Source organism: Roseibium sp. AS2 (assembly GCF_038900065.1).
In the GTDB taxonomy this organism is placed as follows: Bacteria; Pseudomonadota; Alphaproteobacteria; order Rhizobiales; family Stappiaceae; genus Roseibium.
In genome coordinates, this window is record NZ_JBBMQN010000014.1 from 17,163 (window position 1) to 34,115 (window position 16,953).

14 protein-coding genes and 1 pseudogene are annotated in these 16,953 nt (G+C 62.3%); 4 read left to right on the forward strand and 11 right to left on the reverse strand.

Annotation, left to right across the window (positions count from 1 at the left end; genetic code table 11):
- Positions 1-6: 6 nt before the first annotated feature.
- Positions 7-516 (reverse strand): ureidoglycolate lyase, encoded by a 510-nt coding sequence (locus WNZ15_RS25785; RefSeq protein WP_342895922.1) that lies wholly within the window; start codon positions 514-516, stop codon positions 7-9.
- Entirely contained in the window at positions 513-1,907 is a 1,395-nt protein-coding gene (puuE, locus tag WNZ15_RS25790; RefSeq protein WP_342895935.1) for an allantoinase PuuE, read from the reverse strand. Before puuE ends, WNZ15_RS25785 begins: the two co-directional genes overlap by 4 nt.
- 227 nt (positions 1,908-2,134) lie before the next feature.
- Here puuE and uraH point away from each other — a divergent pair, with 227 nt between their 5' ends.
- Complete coding sequence (gene uraH / locus WNZ15_RS25795; protein ID WP_342895923.1) at positions 2,135-2,488, forward strand: hydroxyisourate hydrolase; 354 nt, start codon at positions 2,135-2,137, stop codon at positions 2,486-2,488.
- Between the two features lie 83 nt (positions 2,489-2,571).
- On the opposite strand, the pseudogene WNZ15_RS25800 reads toward uraH, so the two are convergent.
- Positions 2,572-2,784 (reverse strand): annotated as a pseudogene (locus tag WNZ15_RS25800) (mechanosensitive ion channel family protein); the annotation flags it as partial.
- Between the two features lie 688 nt (positions 2,785-3,472).
- On the opposite strand from WNZ15_RS25800, the gene WNZ15_RS25805 reads away from it, so the two are divergent.
- Entirely contained in the window at positions 3,473-4,570 is a 1,098-nt protein-coding gene (locus WNZ15_RS25805) for a diguanylate cyclase (protein ID WP_342895924.1), read from the forward strand.
- 43 nt (positions 4,571-4,613) lie between these two features.
- Here WNZ15_RS25805 and WNZ15_RS25810 read toward each other — a convergent pair whose 3' ends face one another.
- Complete coding sequence (locus WNZ15_RS25810) at positions 4,614-5,525, reverse strand: LysR family transcriptional regulator (protein ID WP_342895925.1); 912 nt, start codon at positions 5,523-5,525, stop codon at positions 4,614-4,616.
- A gap of 123 nt (positions 5,526-5,648) precedes the next feature.
- On the opposite strand from WNZ15_RS25810, the gene WNZ15_RS25815 reads away from it, so the two are divergent.
- Together WNZ15_RS25815 and maiA are read left to right on the forward strand one after the other, a co-directional pair.
- Positions 5,649-6,908, forward strand: a complete 1,260-nt coding sequence (locus tag WNZ15_RS25815) for a urate hydroxylase PuuD (protein WP_342895926.1) — start codon at positions 5,649-5,651, stop codon at positions 6,906-6,908.
- Positions 6,909-7,023: 115 nt separating this feature from the next.
- Entirely contained in the window at positions 7,024-7,668 is a 645-nt protein-coding gene (gene maiA, locus WNZ15_RS25820; protein ID WP_342895927.1) for a maleylacetoacetate isomerase, read from the forward strand.
- A 171-nt stretch (positions 7,669-7,839) separates the two neighbouring features.
- On the opposite strand, the gene WNZ15_RS25825 is transcribed toward maiA, so the two are convergent.
- From WNZ15_RS25825 to WNZ15_RS25855, 7 genes are read right to left on the reverse strand one after another with little or no spacing between them, the layout of a single operon-like run.
- A complete protein-coding gene (locus WNZ15_RS25825) occupies positions 7,840-8,787 on the reverse strand; it encodes an FAD:protein FMN transferase (RefSeq protein ID WP_342895928.1) in 948 nt (315 codons plus the stop codon).
- Positions 8,784-9,335 (reverse strand): nitrous oxide reductase accessory protein NosL, encoded by a 552-nt coding sequence (locus WNZ15_RS25830; RefSeq protein ID WP_342895929.1) that lies wholly within the window; start codon positions 9,333-9,335, stop codon positions 8,784-8,786. Before WNZ15_RS25830 ends, WNZ15_RS25825 begins: the two co-directional genes overlap by 4 nt.
- Complete coding sequence (locus tag WNZ15_RS25835) at positions 9,332-10,168, reverse strand: ABC transporter permease subunit (RefSeq protein ID WP_342895930.1); 837 nt, start codon at positions 10,166-10,168, stop codon at positions 9,332-9,334. Before WNZ15_RS25835 ends, WNZ15_RS25830 begins: the two co-directional genes overlap by 4 nt.
- Entirely contained in the window at positions 10,165-11,082 is a 918-nt protein-coding gene (locus tag WNZ15_RS25840) for an ABC transporter ATP-binding protein (protein WP_342895931.1), read from the reverse strand. Before WNZ15_RS25840 ends, WNZ15_RS25835 begins: the two co-directional genes overlap by 4 nt.
- Positions 11,079-12,347 carry a nitrous oxide reductase family maturation protein NosD gene (locus tag WNZ15_RS25845; protein WP_342895932.1) on the reverse strand — a complete coding sequence of 423 codons (1,269 nt, stop codon included), beginning with the start codon at positions 12,345-12,347 and terminating at the stop codon, positions 11,079-11,081. The genes WNZ15_RS25840 and WNZ15_RS25845 overlap by 4 nt, the downstream gene beginning before the upstream one ends.
- A gap of 12 nt (positions 12,348-12,359) precedes the next feature.
- The gene (gene nosZ / locus WNZ15_RS25850) at positions 12,360-14,279 is read right to left on the reverse strand and encodes a TAT-dependent nitrous-oxide reductase (protein WP_342895933.1); all 1,920 of its coding nucleotides are present in this window, start codon (positions 14,277-14,279) and stop codon (positions 12,360-12,362) included.
- An 11-nt stretch (positions 14,280-14,290) separates the two neighbouring features.
- Positions 14,291-16,543 carry a 4Fe-4S binding protein gene (locus WNZ15_RS25855; RefSeq protein WP_342895934.1) on the reverse strand — a complete coding sequence of 751 codons (2,253 nt, stop codon included), beginning with the start codon at positions 16,541-16,543 and terminating at the stop codon, positions 14,291-14,293.
- Positions 16,544-16,953: the final 410 nt, after the last annotated feature.

A 16,953-nucleotide genomic window follows, 5' to 3' on the forward strand; every position in this document is an offset into this window, starting at 1 on the left:
GGAAGGCTAGTCCGGGCCAGAGTCCGGACCGGACGCCTCCACGATCCAGGGTTCGGGAAACCAATGTTCCTCCAGATTGGTTCCCGCCCCGATACGGTCCACGACGGCATAACGCCCGGCCTTGCCGAGAGGCGCCAGGACGCCATGCCAGGTGCCGCGGAAAAGATTGATGGACTGGCCGGGTCCACTGATGAAAGCCTTGAGATCGACCGGGTGGCCGGCAAGGTCGTCGGCGACGACGATCAGCATCGGCACGCCGTCCAGCGGCACGAACGCCTGACTGCCTTCCGGGTGGCGTTCGACCATGTCGACGGTATGGGGAAGACTGCGGGCCTTTGCGTCGAACAGGCTGATGCCCGCCTTGCCCGTGCCGAAATCGAGATGCGCCAGGTCGTGATGGCGGCCGCACATGCCCTGATTGATGACCTTGTCGGGCGCCCCCGCGATCTCGATCACGTCGCCATAGGCGGTGAAGGCTTCTGCCGTCAGCGGCATCGGGCGGAGGATACGGCTCAAGGCAGCAGATCCCCGAGCCGGAACCGCGCAATGCGCTCGACCTGGCGGCAGGCTTCCTCGAGTTCCGCTTCCCCGCCGTTGTCGATCCGGCGCCGGAAGGCCTCCATGATCGATGCCTTGGTGTGATCCCGCACGGCGATGATGAACGGAAAGCCGTGCTTTTCGACATAGGCGGTGTTGAGCTTCGTGAAGGTCTCACGTTCTTCATCGGTCAGCATGTCGAGACCGGCACTGGCCTGCTCGTTGGTGCTTTCCGAAGTCAGCCGGCCGGCCTGCGCCAGCTTGCCGGCGAGATCCGGATGCGCGTTCAGGACACCGAGACGCTCCGCCGCGCCGGCCGTGCGGAAGACCCGGCACAGCACATTGTGGACCCCGGCGGCGCAATCGTGCGCCGGGCCGAGTTCCAGATCGAAGGCGCGCTCCGCGATCCAGGGGGAGTGTTCGAAGATACCGCCGAAGGCCGACACGAACTCCGCCTTCTCCATCCGGCTGGGCCGGAGGCCTTTTTGCGGCGGATGGGTTTGTTCCCAATGTTCGGCGATCTCGATCCGGCGCGGGCACCAGACGTCGTCGAAATTCTGGATATGATCAATGAATTTCTTCAGCGCCGCGATCTTGCCCGGGCGGCCGACAAGGCGGCAGTGCAGGCCGATCGACATCATCTTCGGCGTGTCCGTGCCGCCTTCCTCATAGAGGACATCGAACGCATTGCGGAGGTAGTTGAAGAAATCCTCGCCATCGGTCCAGCCCGGCGCGGTGGCGAAGCGCATGTCGTTGGCTTCGAGCGTATAGGGAATGATCAACTGGTCGCGGCCGTCCACGTCCAGCCAATAGGGCAGATCGTCGTCATAGGTGTCCGAGACATAGGCAAAACCGCCTTCCTCGGCGGCGAGACGGACCGTGTTTTGCGAACAGCGGCCGGTGTACCAGCCGCGCGGACGCGCGCCGACAACCTCGGTGTGCAGGCGGACCGCCTCGGCGATGGCCGCGCGCTCCTCTTCCTCCGGCATGTCCTTGTGTTCAACCCATTTCAGGCCGTGGCTGGCAATTTCCCAGCCGGCGTCCTTCATCGCCTCGACCTGTTCCGGGTTGCGCGCCAGAGCCGTGGCAACACCGTAGATCGTCAGCGGGATGCCGGCCCGGGTGAACAGGCGATGCAGGCGCCAGAAGCCGGCGCGCGCGCCATATTCATAGATGGATTCCATGTTCCAGTGACGCTGGCCCGGCCACTGGGCGGCCCCTGGAATGTCCGACAGAAATGCCTCGGAGGCGGCATCCCCATGCAGAACGCAGTTCTCGCCGCCTTCCTCGTAATTCAGCACGAACTGAACCGCGACCTTCGCCCCGCCCGGCCATTTCGGGTCCGGCGGCGTCTGGCCATGGCCACGCATGTTGCGGGAATAACGTTTCAAGGCGGCTCTCCTGCTGATACAAACCGCGTTGACCCTGGCAAGAACCGTGCCCCGGTCAGCGGCGTGTATGTCGTCTTCTTATAAATCAGTATAATGCCGCTGACTTTCTTGTCTTTTCAGAAAGTGCTTTCGGAGAACGGCAGGTGCTCCTTATCAGGGCATGCCTGCATCATGCGCACAACCCATGTTTCTTGAAGGAGCCCCGGATGGCCGGTTACCTGACAACCCACGTGCTCGACACCGCCCTCGGCTGCCCGGGAAAGGGCATAAAGATCGATCTTTATGCAATTTCAGGCGACACCCGCACCTTTGTGCGCAGCCTCGTCACCAACGACGACGGCCGCACCGACGGACCGATCCTGCCCGAAAGCGAATTCAGGACCGGCACCTATGAGCTGGTGTTCCACGCCGGCGCCTATTTCGACGCCGCCGGGATTGCCCTGCCGGAGCCGAAATTCCTCGACCAGGTGCCGCTGCGCTTCGGCATGGCCGAAGACACCCACTACCACGTGCCGCTGCTGGTCTCGCCCTACGGGTATTCGACGTATCGGGGGAGTTGAGGTGCAAGGCGCCGCCTGCGCTCGAGCATAGAAACCAATTGGCGTTTGGGCGGCAACCCGTTTCCGGCTTGACGCCCGCTGATCTAGTCTTCCAGGTTCCCTTGCCGTGCCTTTGTGAAGGCAGCGGCTGCGGTTTCCGGACCCAACTCCCGTTTCAAGATCACTTCCCTATGCGGATAGGGAATGGCAATCCCGTTTTCCTTGAACGTATCCCAAAGCGCCAGCAGCACCTTGCCGCGGATGTTGGTGAGGCCCTGTTGCGGGTCGTGGATCCAGAAGCGCAGCACGAAATCCATTCGACCCGCCGAAGCAGGGCGATCACCACCCTGAGCAGTCCCGGATGTCCCCTGATTTCCCGTGCCCGCGCCTCAAGGCGCGGCTCGACACGCTGGCTCACGGCTTTCGCCAGCGCGTAGAGGACGGCGATGATGATCACCTGATAGGCAAACCAGGGTGCAGTCAGGTAGCTGAAGGCAATCGTGGCCCAGGACTGCAATGCGGCAACGACGTGATCGAGGCTCATGGGCTTGTTTTCTGCTCTCGGGCATCCGGTCTGCGGCGGCAGGGCAGCGATGTTTGTTCGCTTGCGACCCGTGCCCTCAGGAGGATACGCTCAATGTAATTGGGGTGAAACCACTTGCCTGGCCTGCGGCGGCACCCTGTCAAGGCCAGTCCGGCGTTACCTTGAAAGGGTCTCTGCCGGCATTCATGACTTGTGGTTGTGCCTGACACTCTTTCAAAAATTTTCCTGCAATCCTGCTGTGGCGTCCTGAAGGTCAGTCACCGCATTTCACCTTGAAAATACATCTGTGGCAACAATCCACAGCACACCCTGACGTGGTGGAAAAAGCCTGACTTATCTATAGCTTTAATAAAAATTTTCGTATTTTCGCATAAATGCAATTTGTTATCTATGCAAGCGTCAGATAAGTATTGTTCGTTACTTGTATGTGGCATTGCGAAAAATCTGGAGCCTGCAAATCAATGGGTGGACCAATTGTCAGTCTGATCAACGCCCTGGGGCTTTTGACGCTGCTTTCGTTCTTCTACGGATCCGTGAAACGCAGTGCCCTGCCCCCTGTCGCCCAGAAGATTCTGACCGGGCTGATCATGGGTTTCGGCAGCATGGTCGCCATGAGTTCACCGACAACGATTGCCGAAGGTGTGCAGATCGACGGCAGAACGGTTTTCGTTGCCGTCTCCGCCGCATTCGGCGGCCCCCTGCCCGCTGTGATAACCGGTGCCATCGCCGGCGGTTACAGACTGTGGCTGGGCGGGATTGGCGCACCGACCGGAGCCCTGGGTGTGCTGCTGTCCGCGGCAATCGGCCTGGCCTGGCACTACCGGGTTCCGGCAGAAAAGCGCGGCAAGTTTCGAAACCTGGCGATCCTGGGTCTGGCTCTTCCTCTCAGTTTTGCGGCAGTCCTGGCCTTGCCGGTGGACGTCGCCCTGCATCTGTTCGTCGCGGTGCTGCCTTTCCTGTTGCCCTATTATTTCGTGAGCACATTGATTTTCGGCACGCTTCTTGAGCGGGAAAAGCGCTTGTTCCACACCGAGCAGGAACTCGAAAAAGCCGCCAACAACGATTTCCTGACGGGACTTCTGAACAGACGCGCCTTCACCAGCCAGATGAAGGACATGCGCACTTCGGCGGAAACCCATCAGATCGGCACCCTTGTCATTCTCGACATCGATCACTTCAAATCGGTCAACGACACAATGGGGCATGCGGCCGGCGATGCCGCGCTGGAGCAATTCGCAGGTCTTCTCAAGCAAATGTGCCGGAAAAGCGATATCGTGTCGCGGCTTGGCGGCGAGGAGTTCGGCGTCTACATGACGAACACCACGGCCGCCCAGGCCAGAACGGCGCTGGACAGGCTGCTGACTTCCATCCGGGAGCTGTCCATCGAGGTCAAGGGATCGACCATTTCCGTTACCGCCAGCGCAGGCGCCCATGAGTTTCGGCTTGCCGCGACGACCTTCGAGGATGCCCTGCACGAAGCGGACCAGGCACTCTACCAGGCCAAGCAGCGGGGACGGGACCAGGCCATCTTCTCCGACGGCCACCGCAGTGCCGCCTGAAGCGACCCGGGTTCAAGTCCGATAGCCTGTTGCCCAAATCGGCTCACGTCGCTCCGGCCAGCGACTTGTGTATATGGGCGACCATGAAATCCAGAAACAGACGGACCTTCGGATCCTGATGCCGGCGGTGCGGATAAAGACATGCCATCTGCACCGGGACCGGCGGCGCGGTTTCCAGGACCCGCACCAGCCTTCCGTCGGCAAGATATTCGGCCACCTCGAAGACAGGTTTCAGGATAATGCCATGCCCTTCCAGGGCCCAACCGGTCAGGACATCGCCATGATCGGATTCGAACGGTCCGGTGACCGCCACCCGCTTCACGCCAGCGTCGGTCTGCAGCGGCCACTGGAACTCCGGTGCGCCGGGATAGCGCATGTTCAGGCAATCGTGGCCGCCTGAGGCCAGCTCATCAATGGTGTCCGGCTTGCCCTTGCGGGCGAGATAGTCCGGCGCTGCGCACAAGGTCCGGCTGCAATCCGCGATCTTGCGGATCTTGAGGTTGGAATCTTCCGGCAGCCCGAGGAAAAAAGCCGCGTCCAGGCCCTCGCCGGTCAGATCGACCTTCCTGTCCGACAGGCGCAGGCGAATATCGATCAGGGGATTGGCCTGCTTGAAGGCCGGAATCGCCGGGGCGATCAGGCGCTGGCCCATGCCGATGGGCGCGGCGACAAACAGCGTGCCGCGCGGCGACCGCGTCACCGTGCTGATCTCGGCTTCCGCCTCCTCGACCGCCTCGATTATTTTTGTTGCGCCGCGGTAGAACAAATTGCCATGCTCTGTCGGACTGAGAGCACGGGTGGTGCGCTGGAACAGGCGCACGTTCAGATGCTCTTCCAACTGGGAAATCCGGGACGACGCAACAGCGGAGGAGATCCGCAGGTCACGCGCCGCCGCGGACATGTTTCCCAGTTCGTAGACACGCAGGAAGGTCCGTATGTTTTCAAGATAGGCCATCTGGACTTTCGGTCGCGGCGGGAGATTGTTCCGGTTTTTTTGAAACTGCTCGGGATTATGCCGAGATACCAGAAAATTATTGCATGGGCTAGCTTCAACGGCGGACTGACAAGAGAGGGTGACATGCTGGACATCGCCATCATTTGGGACTGGATTGCCCTGGCCGTGCGCTGGCTGCACGTGATCACGGCGATGGCCTGGATCGGGTCGTCGTTCTATTTCGTCGCGCTGGATCTGGGCCTGCGCAAGGCGCCGGATCTTCCCAAGGGGGCCCACGGCGAGGAATGGCAGGTCCACGGCGGCGGTTTCTATCACATCCGCAAGTTCCTGGTGGCGCCGGAAAACATGCCCGAGCACCTGATCTGGTTCAAATGGGAAAGCTATTCGACCTGGCTGTCCGGTGCGGCGCTGCTGATGATCGTCTACTGGGTCGGCGGCGAACTCTACCTGCTCGATCCGGCCAAGGCCGATCTCTCCCTGTGGCAGGGGATCCTGATATCCGCCGGATCGCTCACCATCGGCTGGCTGGTCTATGACCGGCTGTGCAAGTCGCGCCTCGGCGAAAGCCCGACCCTTCTGATGCTGCTGCTGTTCGCCCTGCTGGTGGCCATGGGCTACGGCTACAACGAGATCTTCAGCGGCCGGGCGACCATGCTGCACCTGGGCGCCTTCACCGCGACGATCATGACCGCCAACGTGTTCTTCATCATCATTCCGAACCAGCAGATCGTGGTGGCCGACCTGAAGGCCGGACGTACGCCGGACCCCAGATACGGCAAGATCGCCAAGCTGCGCTCGACCCACAACAACTACCTGACGCTGCCAGTCGTGTTCCTGATGCTGAGCAATCACTATCCGCTCGCCTTCGCTTCCGAATACAACTGGCTGATCGCCGCGCTGGTGTTCCTGATGGGCGTCTCCATCCGGCATTATTTCAATACCAAACACACCGGCGCACCCGCACCGACCTGGACCTGGCTCGTCACCGCCATCCTGTTCGTTGCCGTCATCCAGCTCTCCCTGGCGCCACTGCAGCAGGACAGCTGGGAGGCCTCCGACGCCCGCGCACTGACGCCGGTTCAACAGGTCTTCGCCGATGCCGACGGCTTTGACGATGTTCTTGCGATCGTGCCGGGCCGCTGCGGCATGTGCCACGCGCGCGAGCCCTTCCACGAAGGCATCCACTGGGCGCCGAAGGGCGTTCTTCTGGAGACCCGGGCCGACATCGCCCGCGCCGCCAAGGAGATCTATCTGCAGGCCGGCGTCACCAACGCCATGCCCCCGGCCAATGTCTCCTTCATGGAAGAGGACGAGCGCAGGCAGATCATCCGGTGGTACCGCAACGCGCAGGAACAATTGCCGTTCGGCCTCGCCCTGCGCTAGAGTCGCGCCGGTCCTCGCCTGCGCGGCCGGACCGTCTCCTGTCCGGGACATCCGTCTTGCCAATTGTCGGCCGATTTCGTTTATCGGTGGACAGGCACATGTCCGGGAGGGATTCATGGCACGAGACATTGTTCTTTACGATTACTGGCGGTCGTCGGCGAGCTACCGGGTGCGCATCGCGCTCAACCTGCTCGGTCTCGAAGCGGAGATCCGGCCCGTCAACCTCTTGACCGGCGCTCATCTTGACGCGGACTATCTTGCGCTCAATCCCCAAGGCCTGCTGCCTGCGCTGATTGTCGACGGCCAGACCCTGACCCAGTCGCTCGCCATCATCGAATATCTCCATGCGACACAGCCCGGCTCGCGCCTGCTGCCGGAGACCGTCGACGGACAATACCGGGTGCGGCAACTGGCCCATGCGATCGCCATGGAGATCCACCCGGTCTGCAATCTCGGCGTGGTCAGACATGTCGCCGACCTCGCCGGCGGCGGCGACGAGACCAAGGCCGCCTGGATGCGTCATTTCATCGGCAAGGGACTGACCGCCTTCGAGACCCTGCTCGATGGCTCCGAGGGCCCGTTCTGTCACGGCACAACACCCACCATGGCCGATTGCTGCCTGATCCCGCAGCTCTACAACGCCGACCGCTGGGGCGTGGATGTGTCCGGCTTCCCGGGCATCCGGCGTGCCGCCGGGGCCTGCGGGGAACTCGACGCCTTTCGAAACGCGCATCCGGACAAGATTGGCCCGCCCGCGTGAGGCGGCCCTGACGGAGCTGCCCCGGCGCACCGACCTTGGCTGGATTGCTCCCCGCATCCTGCGTGCCGATGGTGCAGGCGTGCCAATGACCGATCCCGAACCTACACGATAGCGCATCCCGGTCAATTCGGCGCAACCGATTGCACGCCAGGCCGTGCCCGCGGTCACCGGTCAGAGGATCAGGTCATGTCCGTCGCGCGCGATCGCGTGGATCTCCGCACCGGGAACCCGGTTCGACATCTCGCGCAATCCTGTCGGGTTTTCCAGAACTGCCGCGGTGGACAGTCCGTCGGCCAACGCGGCGGAACGATGAATGACGCTGACCCGTCGCCAGTCCGCCGGTGCGGCGGTGCCGGTCTCCGGGTCGAGAATGTGTCCGGCGGGCCCGGCCCCGAACAATGTGCCGTCAGAACTTGAGGTCGCCACCGCCCTGTCCTGCAAGTGGATGCGTGCATCGGCCGGCTGATCCTCGCGATCGGCCAGACCGACCGCCCATCCGCCGCCGGAGGGCGAGGCGCCGACCGCGGCGATTTCTCCGAGGCAAACCAGCCCGGTCTCAAGTCCCTGCGCCTTGAGCAACCTGACGACACGATCCGTGATGAAACCCTGCGCGATACCGTTGAAGGTGAGGGCGGCTCCGGGCGCCAGCCGGATCCGGTCCACCGTGACATCGACCCTGTCCCAGCCGATTGCAGCGCGCGCGGCGGCCAGGGCCTTTCGATCCGGCGCTCCTCCGGCGCGGGCATACGCCGTCCAGAGCGGTTGCACGCTCGGATCGAACCTCCCGGAACTGGCCTGGAAGACGGTGGACACGAGCGAACACAGTTCCAGCATGTCCGGTCCCGGTTGTTCCAGAATGCCGGTCGCATTGAGCCGGACCAGCGCGCTGTCGGCGCGATAGAGACTGAACTGCCGTTCAAGCCGCTCGATTTCGCCGCGAGCCGCGCGCAGAAGGCCTTCGGCCTCGATTGCCGGCAAACCAACCAAATGCAGGTCGGCATGCGCGCCCAGCGCGCCCCCTCGCCAGCGCGCTCCCGTGGCACCGGAGGCAAGGACAGGGTGGGCGCCCAGAAGACATCCGGCCGTGATGCCGATGAAACGGCGGCGATCGAGCTTCATTGGACCGCTCCTGCAGCCAGGCTGGTTGCTTCGTTATCGAGCCCGACGGGACCCAGAACATATGCGTCAGAGATCTCCGCCAGCCGCACCACTTCGCCGCCATTGCCCGCCGTGAAGGCGAATGCGCTCTGCTCGCTGCCGAAGGGGATGGCCTCGGGGGTTCCCATTCCCCCCGTCTTGCGGGACCCGATGACATACCAGGCGGTTTTCGCGTCGATCCAGGTCTCCTGACCGGGAAAGTCCCAGTCGGTCGCCCGGCCCATGTCGTTGACATAGATGGCGACGGTTTCGAAGTGCTCCTCCGGCGAGCGGAGGAAGGCAATGCCGTCGCGCACCTGGCTGAACCACAGGGGATGCGGAAAGCCGGCAAGGAAGATTTGTGCCTTCGGTCCCGTATGTTCCAGAATGGTCATGTTGCAGTAGTGTCCGGCCGCTTCCTCGGTCAGGGCGACCGGCAGCGGCACATCTGTTCCGGCCTGCTGCTCGTTGCACGCGGAAACGACCATCGCCGCGGCGACAATCGCCGCAAGCCTCATGCGCCTCTTCATGGCCGCACCTTTTTGAGTATGAAGGTTGATAGCGCCAGCGCCACCGCGGTCCAGATGACCGGGCTGAGCATGGCCGAAAGCCCGTTGAGCGGCAGTGCCGATCCCGCTCCCTTGCCCAGATTGCCGCCCATGGCCGCGGCGTCGATCGCGCTCATGGTATAGAGGCGGAACGCATCGGCGGGGTTCAGCACCAGCAACCAGGGGAAGACGTCGCGCGCGAAAAAGCCGTCCTGACTGGCCAGCAAGCCGCCGAGCAGCGCAAGATCATAGAGCACCACGGCAAACAGCCAGATCGCGATCGCCAGCGCCGCCGCGGTTCCGGTCTGGCGCACGCTGGCGCTGGCGATGTAACCGATGGCGATGAACGTCGCGCCCAGCACCACCGAGCTCGCGATCAGCCGGCCGACACCGGTCAGGGCGCTTGCATCACTGCCGCCATTGGCAAAAAAAGCGATCAACCCGGCAATGCCGTAGCCGAAGCTCACGGCGATGCCCAGAACGCTCACATGACCGAGAAACTTGCCGACAAGCACGGCACCGCGCGAGACCGGGCTGGCCAGCACAAGCTGCAAGGTGCCGCGGTCGATCTCGCCGGCAATGGCGTCAAATGACAACAACAACGCGATCAGAGGCACCAGATAGACCGAAAGCGTCGACAGGCTCGCGACCACGACGGTGACACCATCGGTCCTGACCTCGCCGCCAGGAGCGCTGCCGAGAAGCACCAGGATAAGCGCGAAGGCCAGAAGAATGAGAGACGACAGGATGATCCAGCGGTTGCGCAGACCGATACGTGTTTCTGTCGCGGCAATGGTCAGAATGCCATGCATCATGCTTCCCTCCTCCGGTCCTGGCAGGGTCCGGTCTTCGAGAAATGCCGGTAGACCTCGTCCAGGGTCGGCGCGGCGACTTCGACATCCTCGACCTGCGCGCCAAGCCCGCTGATCCTGGACAGGATGCGCATCTTGTCGTCACGGGCGCAGAAGAGTTCCACCGAGGCGCAGTTGATACGTCCGCCGCCGATTTCCGCATGGACCCTCTCGACCGCGTCGGGCGCGGCCCGCACGCGGATCCTGGTCGGCAGGTCGGCCTCACGCTGGAGTTCGGCCAGCGGGCCGTTGGCGACCAGTTCGCCTTTCCGGAGAATCGCGACCCTGTCCGTCCTGGCTTCCAGTTCACTGAGCCCGTGCGAGGACAGCAGCACGGAGCCGCCCTGCCGGGCGACGTCGGCGATCAGTTCATAAAAATGCTGGCGCGACAGCGGGTCGAGACCGGATGTCGGCTCGTCAAGCAACAAGAGTTCCGGTTTGCCGACCAGCGCCTGCGCGATCCCGAGCCGCTGGCGCATGCCCTTCGAATAGGTGTCCACCCGGCGGTCCGCCGCGTCGGCGAGGTCGACCTTGTCGAGCACCGTCTGCACGTCCTTCAGGGCGGCCCCCTTGAGCCTGGCATAGAAGCGCACGACCTCGCGTCCGGTCAGCATTTTCGGGAACGCGACCTGCTCGGGCAGGTAGGAAACCGTCCGCCGCGCCGGATTGCTCCCCGGCTCGAAGCCTGCGATCGAGATCGAACCCGCTGTCGGCCTGATGAACCCGAGGATCAGGCGAAACAGGGTGGTCTTGCCCGCGCCGTTGTGACCAAGCAGAGCGACCTGTTCGCCGGGAGCAACGTCGATCGAGACATTCGTCAGGGCGTCGACCGCCTTGAATGTCATGCTGACGCCCCGGGCTTTCACGATCTCGCTCATTGCAGGGACGCCTTCCAGTTGCGCGCGGTTTCGGGCAATTCGTGCGGTTTCATCAGGGGCCGGTCGTCAACGATACCGCCGGGCAAAAGGGCCGGAAACGCGCTTTGCGCCCAGCGGACCAGTTGCACGGCCGGGCTTCCCAGGAGCAATTTCGCCGAGGGCTGGGTCCAGATTACCTGGTCCATCGTGTCGTTGGGACGGAAAGCCTGGTCGGCGATGCCGTCTCCGTTGACGTCATAGGCGGCGTGATCGCTCCAGTAGTTGCCGGACCAGACATGATCCCGGGTGCTGACGAACTTGATCTGGGTCCGATTGCCGATGAAGGCATTTCCGGAAATCTCGTTGCGCGCCGATCCGCCGGTGAAATGGATCCCGATTTCACAGCCTTCTATCCGGTTGCCCGTGATGAGGTTCTTGTTGGCATTGTAGACGAACAGGCACTTTTCCCCGCCGCCGAGCACCGCGTTGCCTTCGATACGGGCGTTGTTGGCATAATTGAGCATGACACCGTGATCCCGGTCGTTCAGCGAGATGTTGTCGCGGATGGTCACGCGCTTCGAAAACATGATGGCGTAGCCGATATGATTGCCGATCGAGACGTTGCCGGAAACGGTGCTGTCGTCGGCGTTCATGTAATGAATGGCGAAGCGCAGGTTCTCGAACCGGTTGTTGGTGAAGGTGTTCTTTCGGCTGGTGTTGACGAAAATCCCGTCCCGGCCCTGGCGTATCGTGTTGCCGGTCACGGTCGCGCCGGGCGCGTTCCAGACATAGACGCCATTGCCGCGCCGGTTCATCAGCCTGTCGCTGCCTCCGATTATGGTGTTGCCTTCGACAAGGGCATCGCGTGCACCATGAATGTCGACGCCATAAAGATTGTCTTCGATCCGGTTGTCGCGGACGATGGCGCGGTCGGCTTTCCTGGTCATCCGCACGGCGCTGTCGATGGTTTCGTGCGAGGTGCCCGAGCCCGTCAGTTTCAGGCCCTCGATGACGACATCCGGTGCGTCGATGGTGATCACCGAGCCTGTGCCCGTACCGGCCACATGGACCTTGCCGCCGCCGGCGATCTTGACCGGCCTCGTCAGGACCAGCCCGCCCCGGTAGGTTCCCTCGCCCAGCAACAGACGGTCGCCGGGCCGGGCCAGGCCGACCGCCCGCACCAGCGCACCGGGGCCCGGCTCGACGCGGATATCGGCGGCAAGCGCCGCCCCCGCGAGGAGGACGGGACCGAGGAGCACTGTGACTGCGCGGACGATCGGGTTCATGGCCTGGCTGCCTCAGACGTTGCGCGGTTCGACGAACATGCGTCCGCGCATTTCCATGTGCAGCGCATGACAGAACCACTGGCAATAGAACCAGTGAACGCCCGGACGGTCCGCCGTGAAGGTGACCGAGGCGGTCGCCTGCGGCGCGACTTCCATCGCAACCCCGTAGTTGGAAATGCAGAAGCCGTGGGTCACGTCATCCACATCGTCGAGGTTGGTCACATAGACCGTGACTTCCTGACCCTGCTTGACCGTGAATTTCTCAAGGCCGAACTGCGGCGCGACCGATGTCATGTAGACACGGACCTTGTCTCCGTCGACGATGACGACATCGTCGTAGTCGAGGTCGACGCCATCGGCTTTCGCCTGGGCATAGGCATCGGTGAACATGGGGTCCTCGCGTGACCAGACATTCACCGGGTTGACGATGTCGGAACGCACGATGATGGCATCATGCGGTTCGGCGAAGGTCGGACCGTCATGGACAACCTTCATGTCGTCCGAGGAGATGTCGATGATCTGTTCGTTTTCCGGCTTGAGCGGGCCGACATTCAGGAACCGGTCCTTGGAAAACTTGTTCATCGAAATCAGCCATTCGCCATCGGCTTCGGCGGTTTCGCCCATCGAGGTGGAATTGTGACCGGGCTGGTAATGCACATCGACCTTCGAGACGATCGGATCGACATCCTCGCCGGCGTAGGCGCGCACGGCCTTGTCGATGTCCCACTTGACGATCTGGCTGTCGAGGAACAGCGTCGTGAACGCGAATCCCTTGCCGTCGAACGCGGTGTGAAGCGGGCCAAGTCCGAGCTGGGGTTCGGCGACGATGCAGGACCGCGGATCGGCGTCCTCGTCAAAGAGCGCGTCGAGTTTGGTCACATCGATCACGGACACGGTCGGCGACAGCTTGCCGGCGATCATGATGTGCTTCTTGTCGGGCGCGGCATTGACGCCGTGGGGGCTGTTCGGGATCGGAATGTAGCGCGTGTAATTCTTGTTCTGACCCTTGCGGCCGTCGATGACCGCCACGCCGTTGAGCATCTGCACGTCGCCTTCGGCAACGCCTTTCTCGATGGCCTTCAGGTTGAACACCACCACGTGGTCGAGTTCGCTCTCGGTCATTTCGGCAAGGTTCATGCCCATTTCCGAGTTGTAGCTCGTCGAAAAGGCGTATTTGCCCTGATAGTCGCAGTCGGTGTTGTCGAGGTTGCCAGACACCATGACCTGCCAGGCCACTTTCATCTCGTCGCCGTCGATGGCGGTGAAGATGTTCACGTACTGTGACGGATCATCCAGGACCTTGCCGTCATTGACCAGCGGTGCCTCATGTTCGCCATTGGCGAAAATATAGCCGGTGCGCGGGTATTTCTGCGGCCGCATGCCATGGATGTCATGGGCGTTCGGGATCTCGATGATCTTGTCACATTTCATGACGTCGCAACGGATACGGGCAACCCGGGTGTTGGCCTTGTCGTTGGCGAAGATAAAACGTCCGTCATAGGTGCCGTCGGTGAACGACATATGCGGGTGATGCAGATCGCCATTGTCATAGGTCTTCATGCCCTTGGCAGCCAGGAAGGTCCTGGTTTCCTCGGTGAGCCCTTCGGTGAGCACCTTCAGGCTCTCGTTGGTCTGGCCCCAGCCGGTCGCCGAACAGCGGTTGAACACCGGCACGCGCATCAGCTCGCGCATGGACGGGAACCCCAGAATGCGCAGTTCGCCGGTCTGACCGGACGACCAGAACCCGTAGTAGGGATCGAGTTCGCCCGGCTCAAGGTTCAGGGCGGGAGTGGCGGCATTGGCCCTGGTTACAAGCGTCCCGTTCAGAAGGCCCGATCCGACCCCCGAGCCGGCCAGAACCGCCCCACCTGCTGTCGCGGCCATCAGCGATCTCCGTGACAGGCCTCTGCGTTTTGTTTCTTCGGCTGACATTTTCTGTTTCCTCAGTTTGCTGCTTGAGATGCCGTCGGGGTTCCCGCAGGCGGGGGCCCCTTGCCCGCTGACGCGGGATCAATCGGATCAAGGTGGTTTTGCTTGCGGAACTTCGCCCGTCTGGCCTCTCTCTTGATGCACACGGGGCATTTTGTGGCGCTCTGGTAGAGGACCTGGCAGTGCAGACACTGGTGGCATTCGTTGGGATTGATGTTTCCCTCGGGATGGATGGCCTGGACCATGCATTCCCTGGCGCAGCGCTGGCAGGGGTCGCCGCATTCCCTGTAGCGCTTGAGCCAGTCGAACATTCTGAGCCGGGCGGGTATCGCCAGCGCCGCGCCGAGCGGACACAGGTAGCGGCAGTAGAACCGTTCGATGAACAGACCCGCACCGAGCAATACGACGGCGAACAGGACATACGGCCAGCCACGCTGGAACTTCAGGATGATCGCTGTCTTGAACGGCTCGATTTCCGCGTAGCGCTCCGCCATTTCGAGCGAATAGAGCGACAGGCCGAACAGACCGAGGAAGATCATGTATTTGACCGGCCACAGGCGCTCGTGCAGCCCCCAGGGAACGGTGTATTGCGGCACCTTGAAAAACCGGGCGATCTTGTTGGTCAGTTCCTGAAGCGCTCCGAACGGGCAGAGCCAGCCGCAAAACACGCCGCGTCCCCAGAACAGCAGCGAAGCGGCCACAGAGAACCAGAGAATGAACACCAGCGGATCCATCAGGAAAGCCGACCACGAAAAACCGGTGGTGACCGCCGAGAAAAACGCCAGCACATTGACCACCGACAATTGTGCATTGGCAAACCAGCCGAGGCCGACCAGGGTGAATGTCAGGAAGCCGATCCGGAACCAGTATGTCAGGCGTGCGTGCCGGGTGACCTGCATCTGGAAAAAGAACACGCCGGTCAGGACGGTCAGTCCCGCCACCAGAAAGAGGACCTCGAGACGCTTCTGGAGCCAGATCCGCTTCCACAGATGGCTCAATTCGCTGGTATCGGAGACGGCGACGTCGCTCCGGATCTCCGGATTCGCGGCGCTGGCGGTTTCAACCGCGAGTTTCTCGGTGTGGCGATCCGGGATCCTGTATCCGAGATCGAAGGTGATGAAGGTCTTGTCGATGGCGCCAACGGCGCGCTGCACCAGCAACTGCAGCCGGAACGGTTCGGCCGGGTCGAATCCGCTGTCGGCACGCACCTTGAAGATGTCGAGTTCGGTGAAAGACGGCGCATCCTCCGCTGCGAGCTTGCCGATGCGCCGGTGCTGCTTGTCGTTGAAACGAACCGAGCTGTCGCCCTGGATCAGCTGAATGCGGTCGAAGATGCCGCCGCGCACATATCCGGATCCCTTGAAGGAATATTTGCCGCGCCCGGCCACCAGAATAGCCTGGTCGCCGTCGTCCAGCCAGGCGCGCAGGTTGGCATATTCGTCGTCTCCGAGCAGGGAACGGCCGATCTCGGGCGCGCTGACCAGCGCCATCTGCATGTCGATGAACGTGTCTTCCGGCGCGCCTTTTTCAGGACGTTTGATGGCGCGGGGGTCGCCGGTTTCCTCGAACGCTGCGTTCACTTGCCCGACATCCAGCCGCAGGCTGCGGATGGACCCGTCGCCCGCAAGCGTCTGCCAGTCGGAGACCGCGACGTCCCCGCCGCCGGGCATCAGGAGCGCCCTGGTCGGGCCGGCCCCTTCCAGTTCAGGCTCCAGACCGCCCAGCCCGAGCGATCGTGCGACCTTCAACCCTGCCCTGACGATTGAATCGTCGATGACGATGATGGTCACGGTGGCGCCGGAGACGATATCGAGATCATGCGCCGAGCCGCCTGCGGCCGCTTCCGCGATGAGATCAAGACCGGCATATTTTTCCGTCACGGCGGTGATCTTTGTTTCGGGAATGCCGACCAGAACAATCGGTTCGGAATGCTTGACCAGCCGTACCCCGGTCACCTTCGCAGCCTCGTCGACCCCCATCAGCGTGTGGATCGGCTTTCCGGAATAGCCGGTGGTCGTCACGAAGTCGGAAGTCAGAAACACGTAACCGACGCGCTTGCCGTCCTTCATGGCTTCGACCACGGGAAGATCCGTGCGCAGCCCGCCATACTCGGTGGCACCGGGAACGATGTCCCCGACACTGACGCGATCCAGAAACTTCGTGAGGAGCGGTTCCGCCTGCGCGGAGGCGACGCCAAACAGAAGGCTCGCGATCAGGACGAGCACTGAGCCTGCCCAAAAGACGCCGATGTCTGTCCTGGTTGTCATTTTTTACTTTGCCCGCCTCAATTGTTGCGAGCTTAGCGGCACAAAACAGGGCTCTCTTTGTTCTGGAACAACCTTTCACGCCAAAATGACTTCTTGTTTCGACGCGCTCCCGGAAAAATGCACTGTGGTGTTTGAGGCAAGTGCCCGACCCGGCCATACGCCCGGGAAATCGGCTGAAGCGGGCTTTCCGTAGACGCGCGTCTGGCCGGAAATTCTGCTCCCGATTACCGGCCAGTCGTGGCGGTGGGCAGATATTTTTGCATTGCACCATAGAAACCGCAGCAGCAGACGCCTATATGCGGGTTTGATTTAGGAAACACTGTTCGCACCCGCAGCAATCGACCGAGTTGAGCCCCGTCAGAAAAGCTCTTCGAATTGCCGCGCCTCGACACGCAAGCATGCTTGCGTGT

Bases quoted from the DNA above. Each gene is read 5' to 3' on its own strand.
- maiA (WP_342895927.1), top strand. From the start codon at position 7,024: ATGGCACGAGACATTGTTCTTTACGATTACTGGCGGTCGTCGGCGAGC.
- puuE (WP_342895935.1), bottom strand. From the start codon at position 1,907: ATGCGTGGCCATGGCCAGACGCCGCCGGACCCGAAATGGCCGGGCGGG.
- WNZ15_RS25845 (WP_342895932.1), bottom strand. From the start codon at position 12,347: ATGAACCCGATCGTCCGCGCAGTCACAGTGCTCCTCGGTCCCGTCCTC.
- WNZ15_RS25805 (WP_342895924.1), top strand. From the start codon at position 3,473: ATGGGTGGACCAATTGTCAGTCTGATCAACGCCCTGGGGCTTTTGACG.
- WNZ15_RS25855 (WP_342895934.1), bottom strand. From the start codon at position 16,543: ATGACAACCAGGACAGACATCGGCGTCTTTTGGGCAGGCTCAGTGCTC.
- uraH (WP_342895923.1), top strand. From the start codon at position 2,135: ATGGCCGGTTACCTGACAACCCACGTGCTCGACACCGCCCTCGGCTGC.
- WNZ15_RS25815 (WP_342895926.1), top strand. From the start codon at position 5,649: ATGCTGGACATCGCCATCATTTGGGACTGGATTGCCCTGGCCGTGCGC.
- WNZ15_RS25840 (WP_342895931.1), bottom strand. From the start codon at position 11,082: ATGAGCGAGATCGTGAAAGCCCGGGGCGTCAGCATGACATTCAAGGCG.
- WNZ15_RS25830 (WP_342895929.1), bottom strand. From the start codon at position 9,335: ATGAAGAGGCGCATGAGGCTTGCGGCGATTGTCGCCGCGGCGATGGTC.
- WNZ15_RS25810 (WP_342895925.1), bottom strand. From the start codon at position 5,525: ATGGCCTATCTTGAAAACATACGGACCTTCCTGCGTGTCTACGAACTG.
- WNZ15_RS25835 (WP_342895930.1), bottom strand. From the start codon at position 10,168: ATGATGCATGGCATTCTGACCATTGCCGCGACAGAAACACGTATCGGT.
- WNZ15_RS25825 (WP_342895928.1), bottom strand. From the start codon at position 8,787: ATGAAGCTCGATCGCCGCCGTTTCATCGGCATCACGGCCGGATGTCTT.
- nosZ (WP_342895933.1), bottom strand. From the start codon at position 14,279: ATGTCAGCCGAAGAAACAAAACGCAGAGGCCTGTCACGGAGATCGCTG.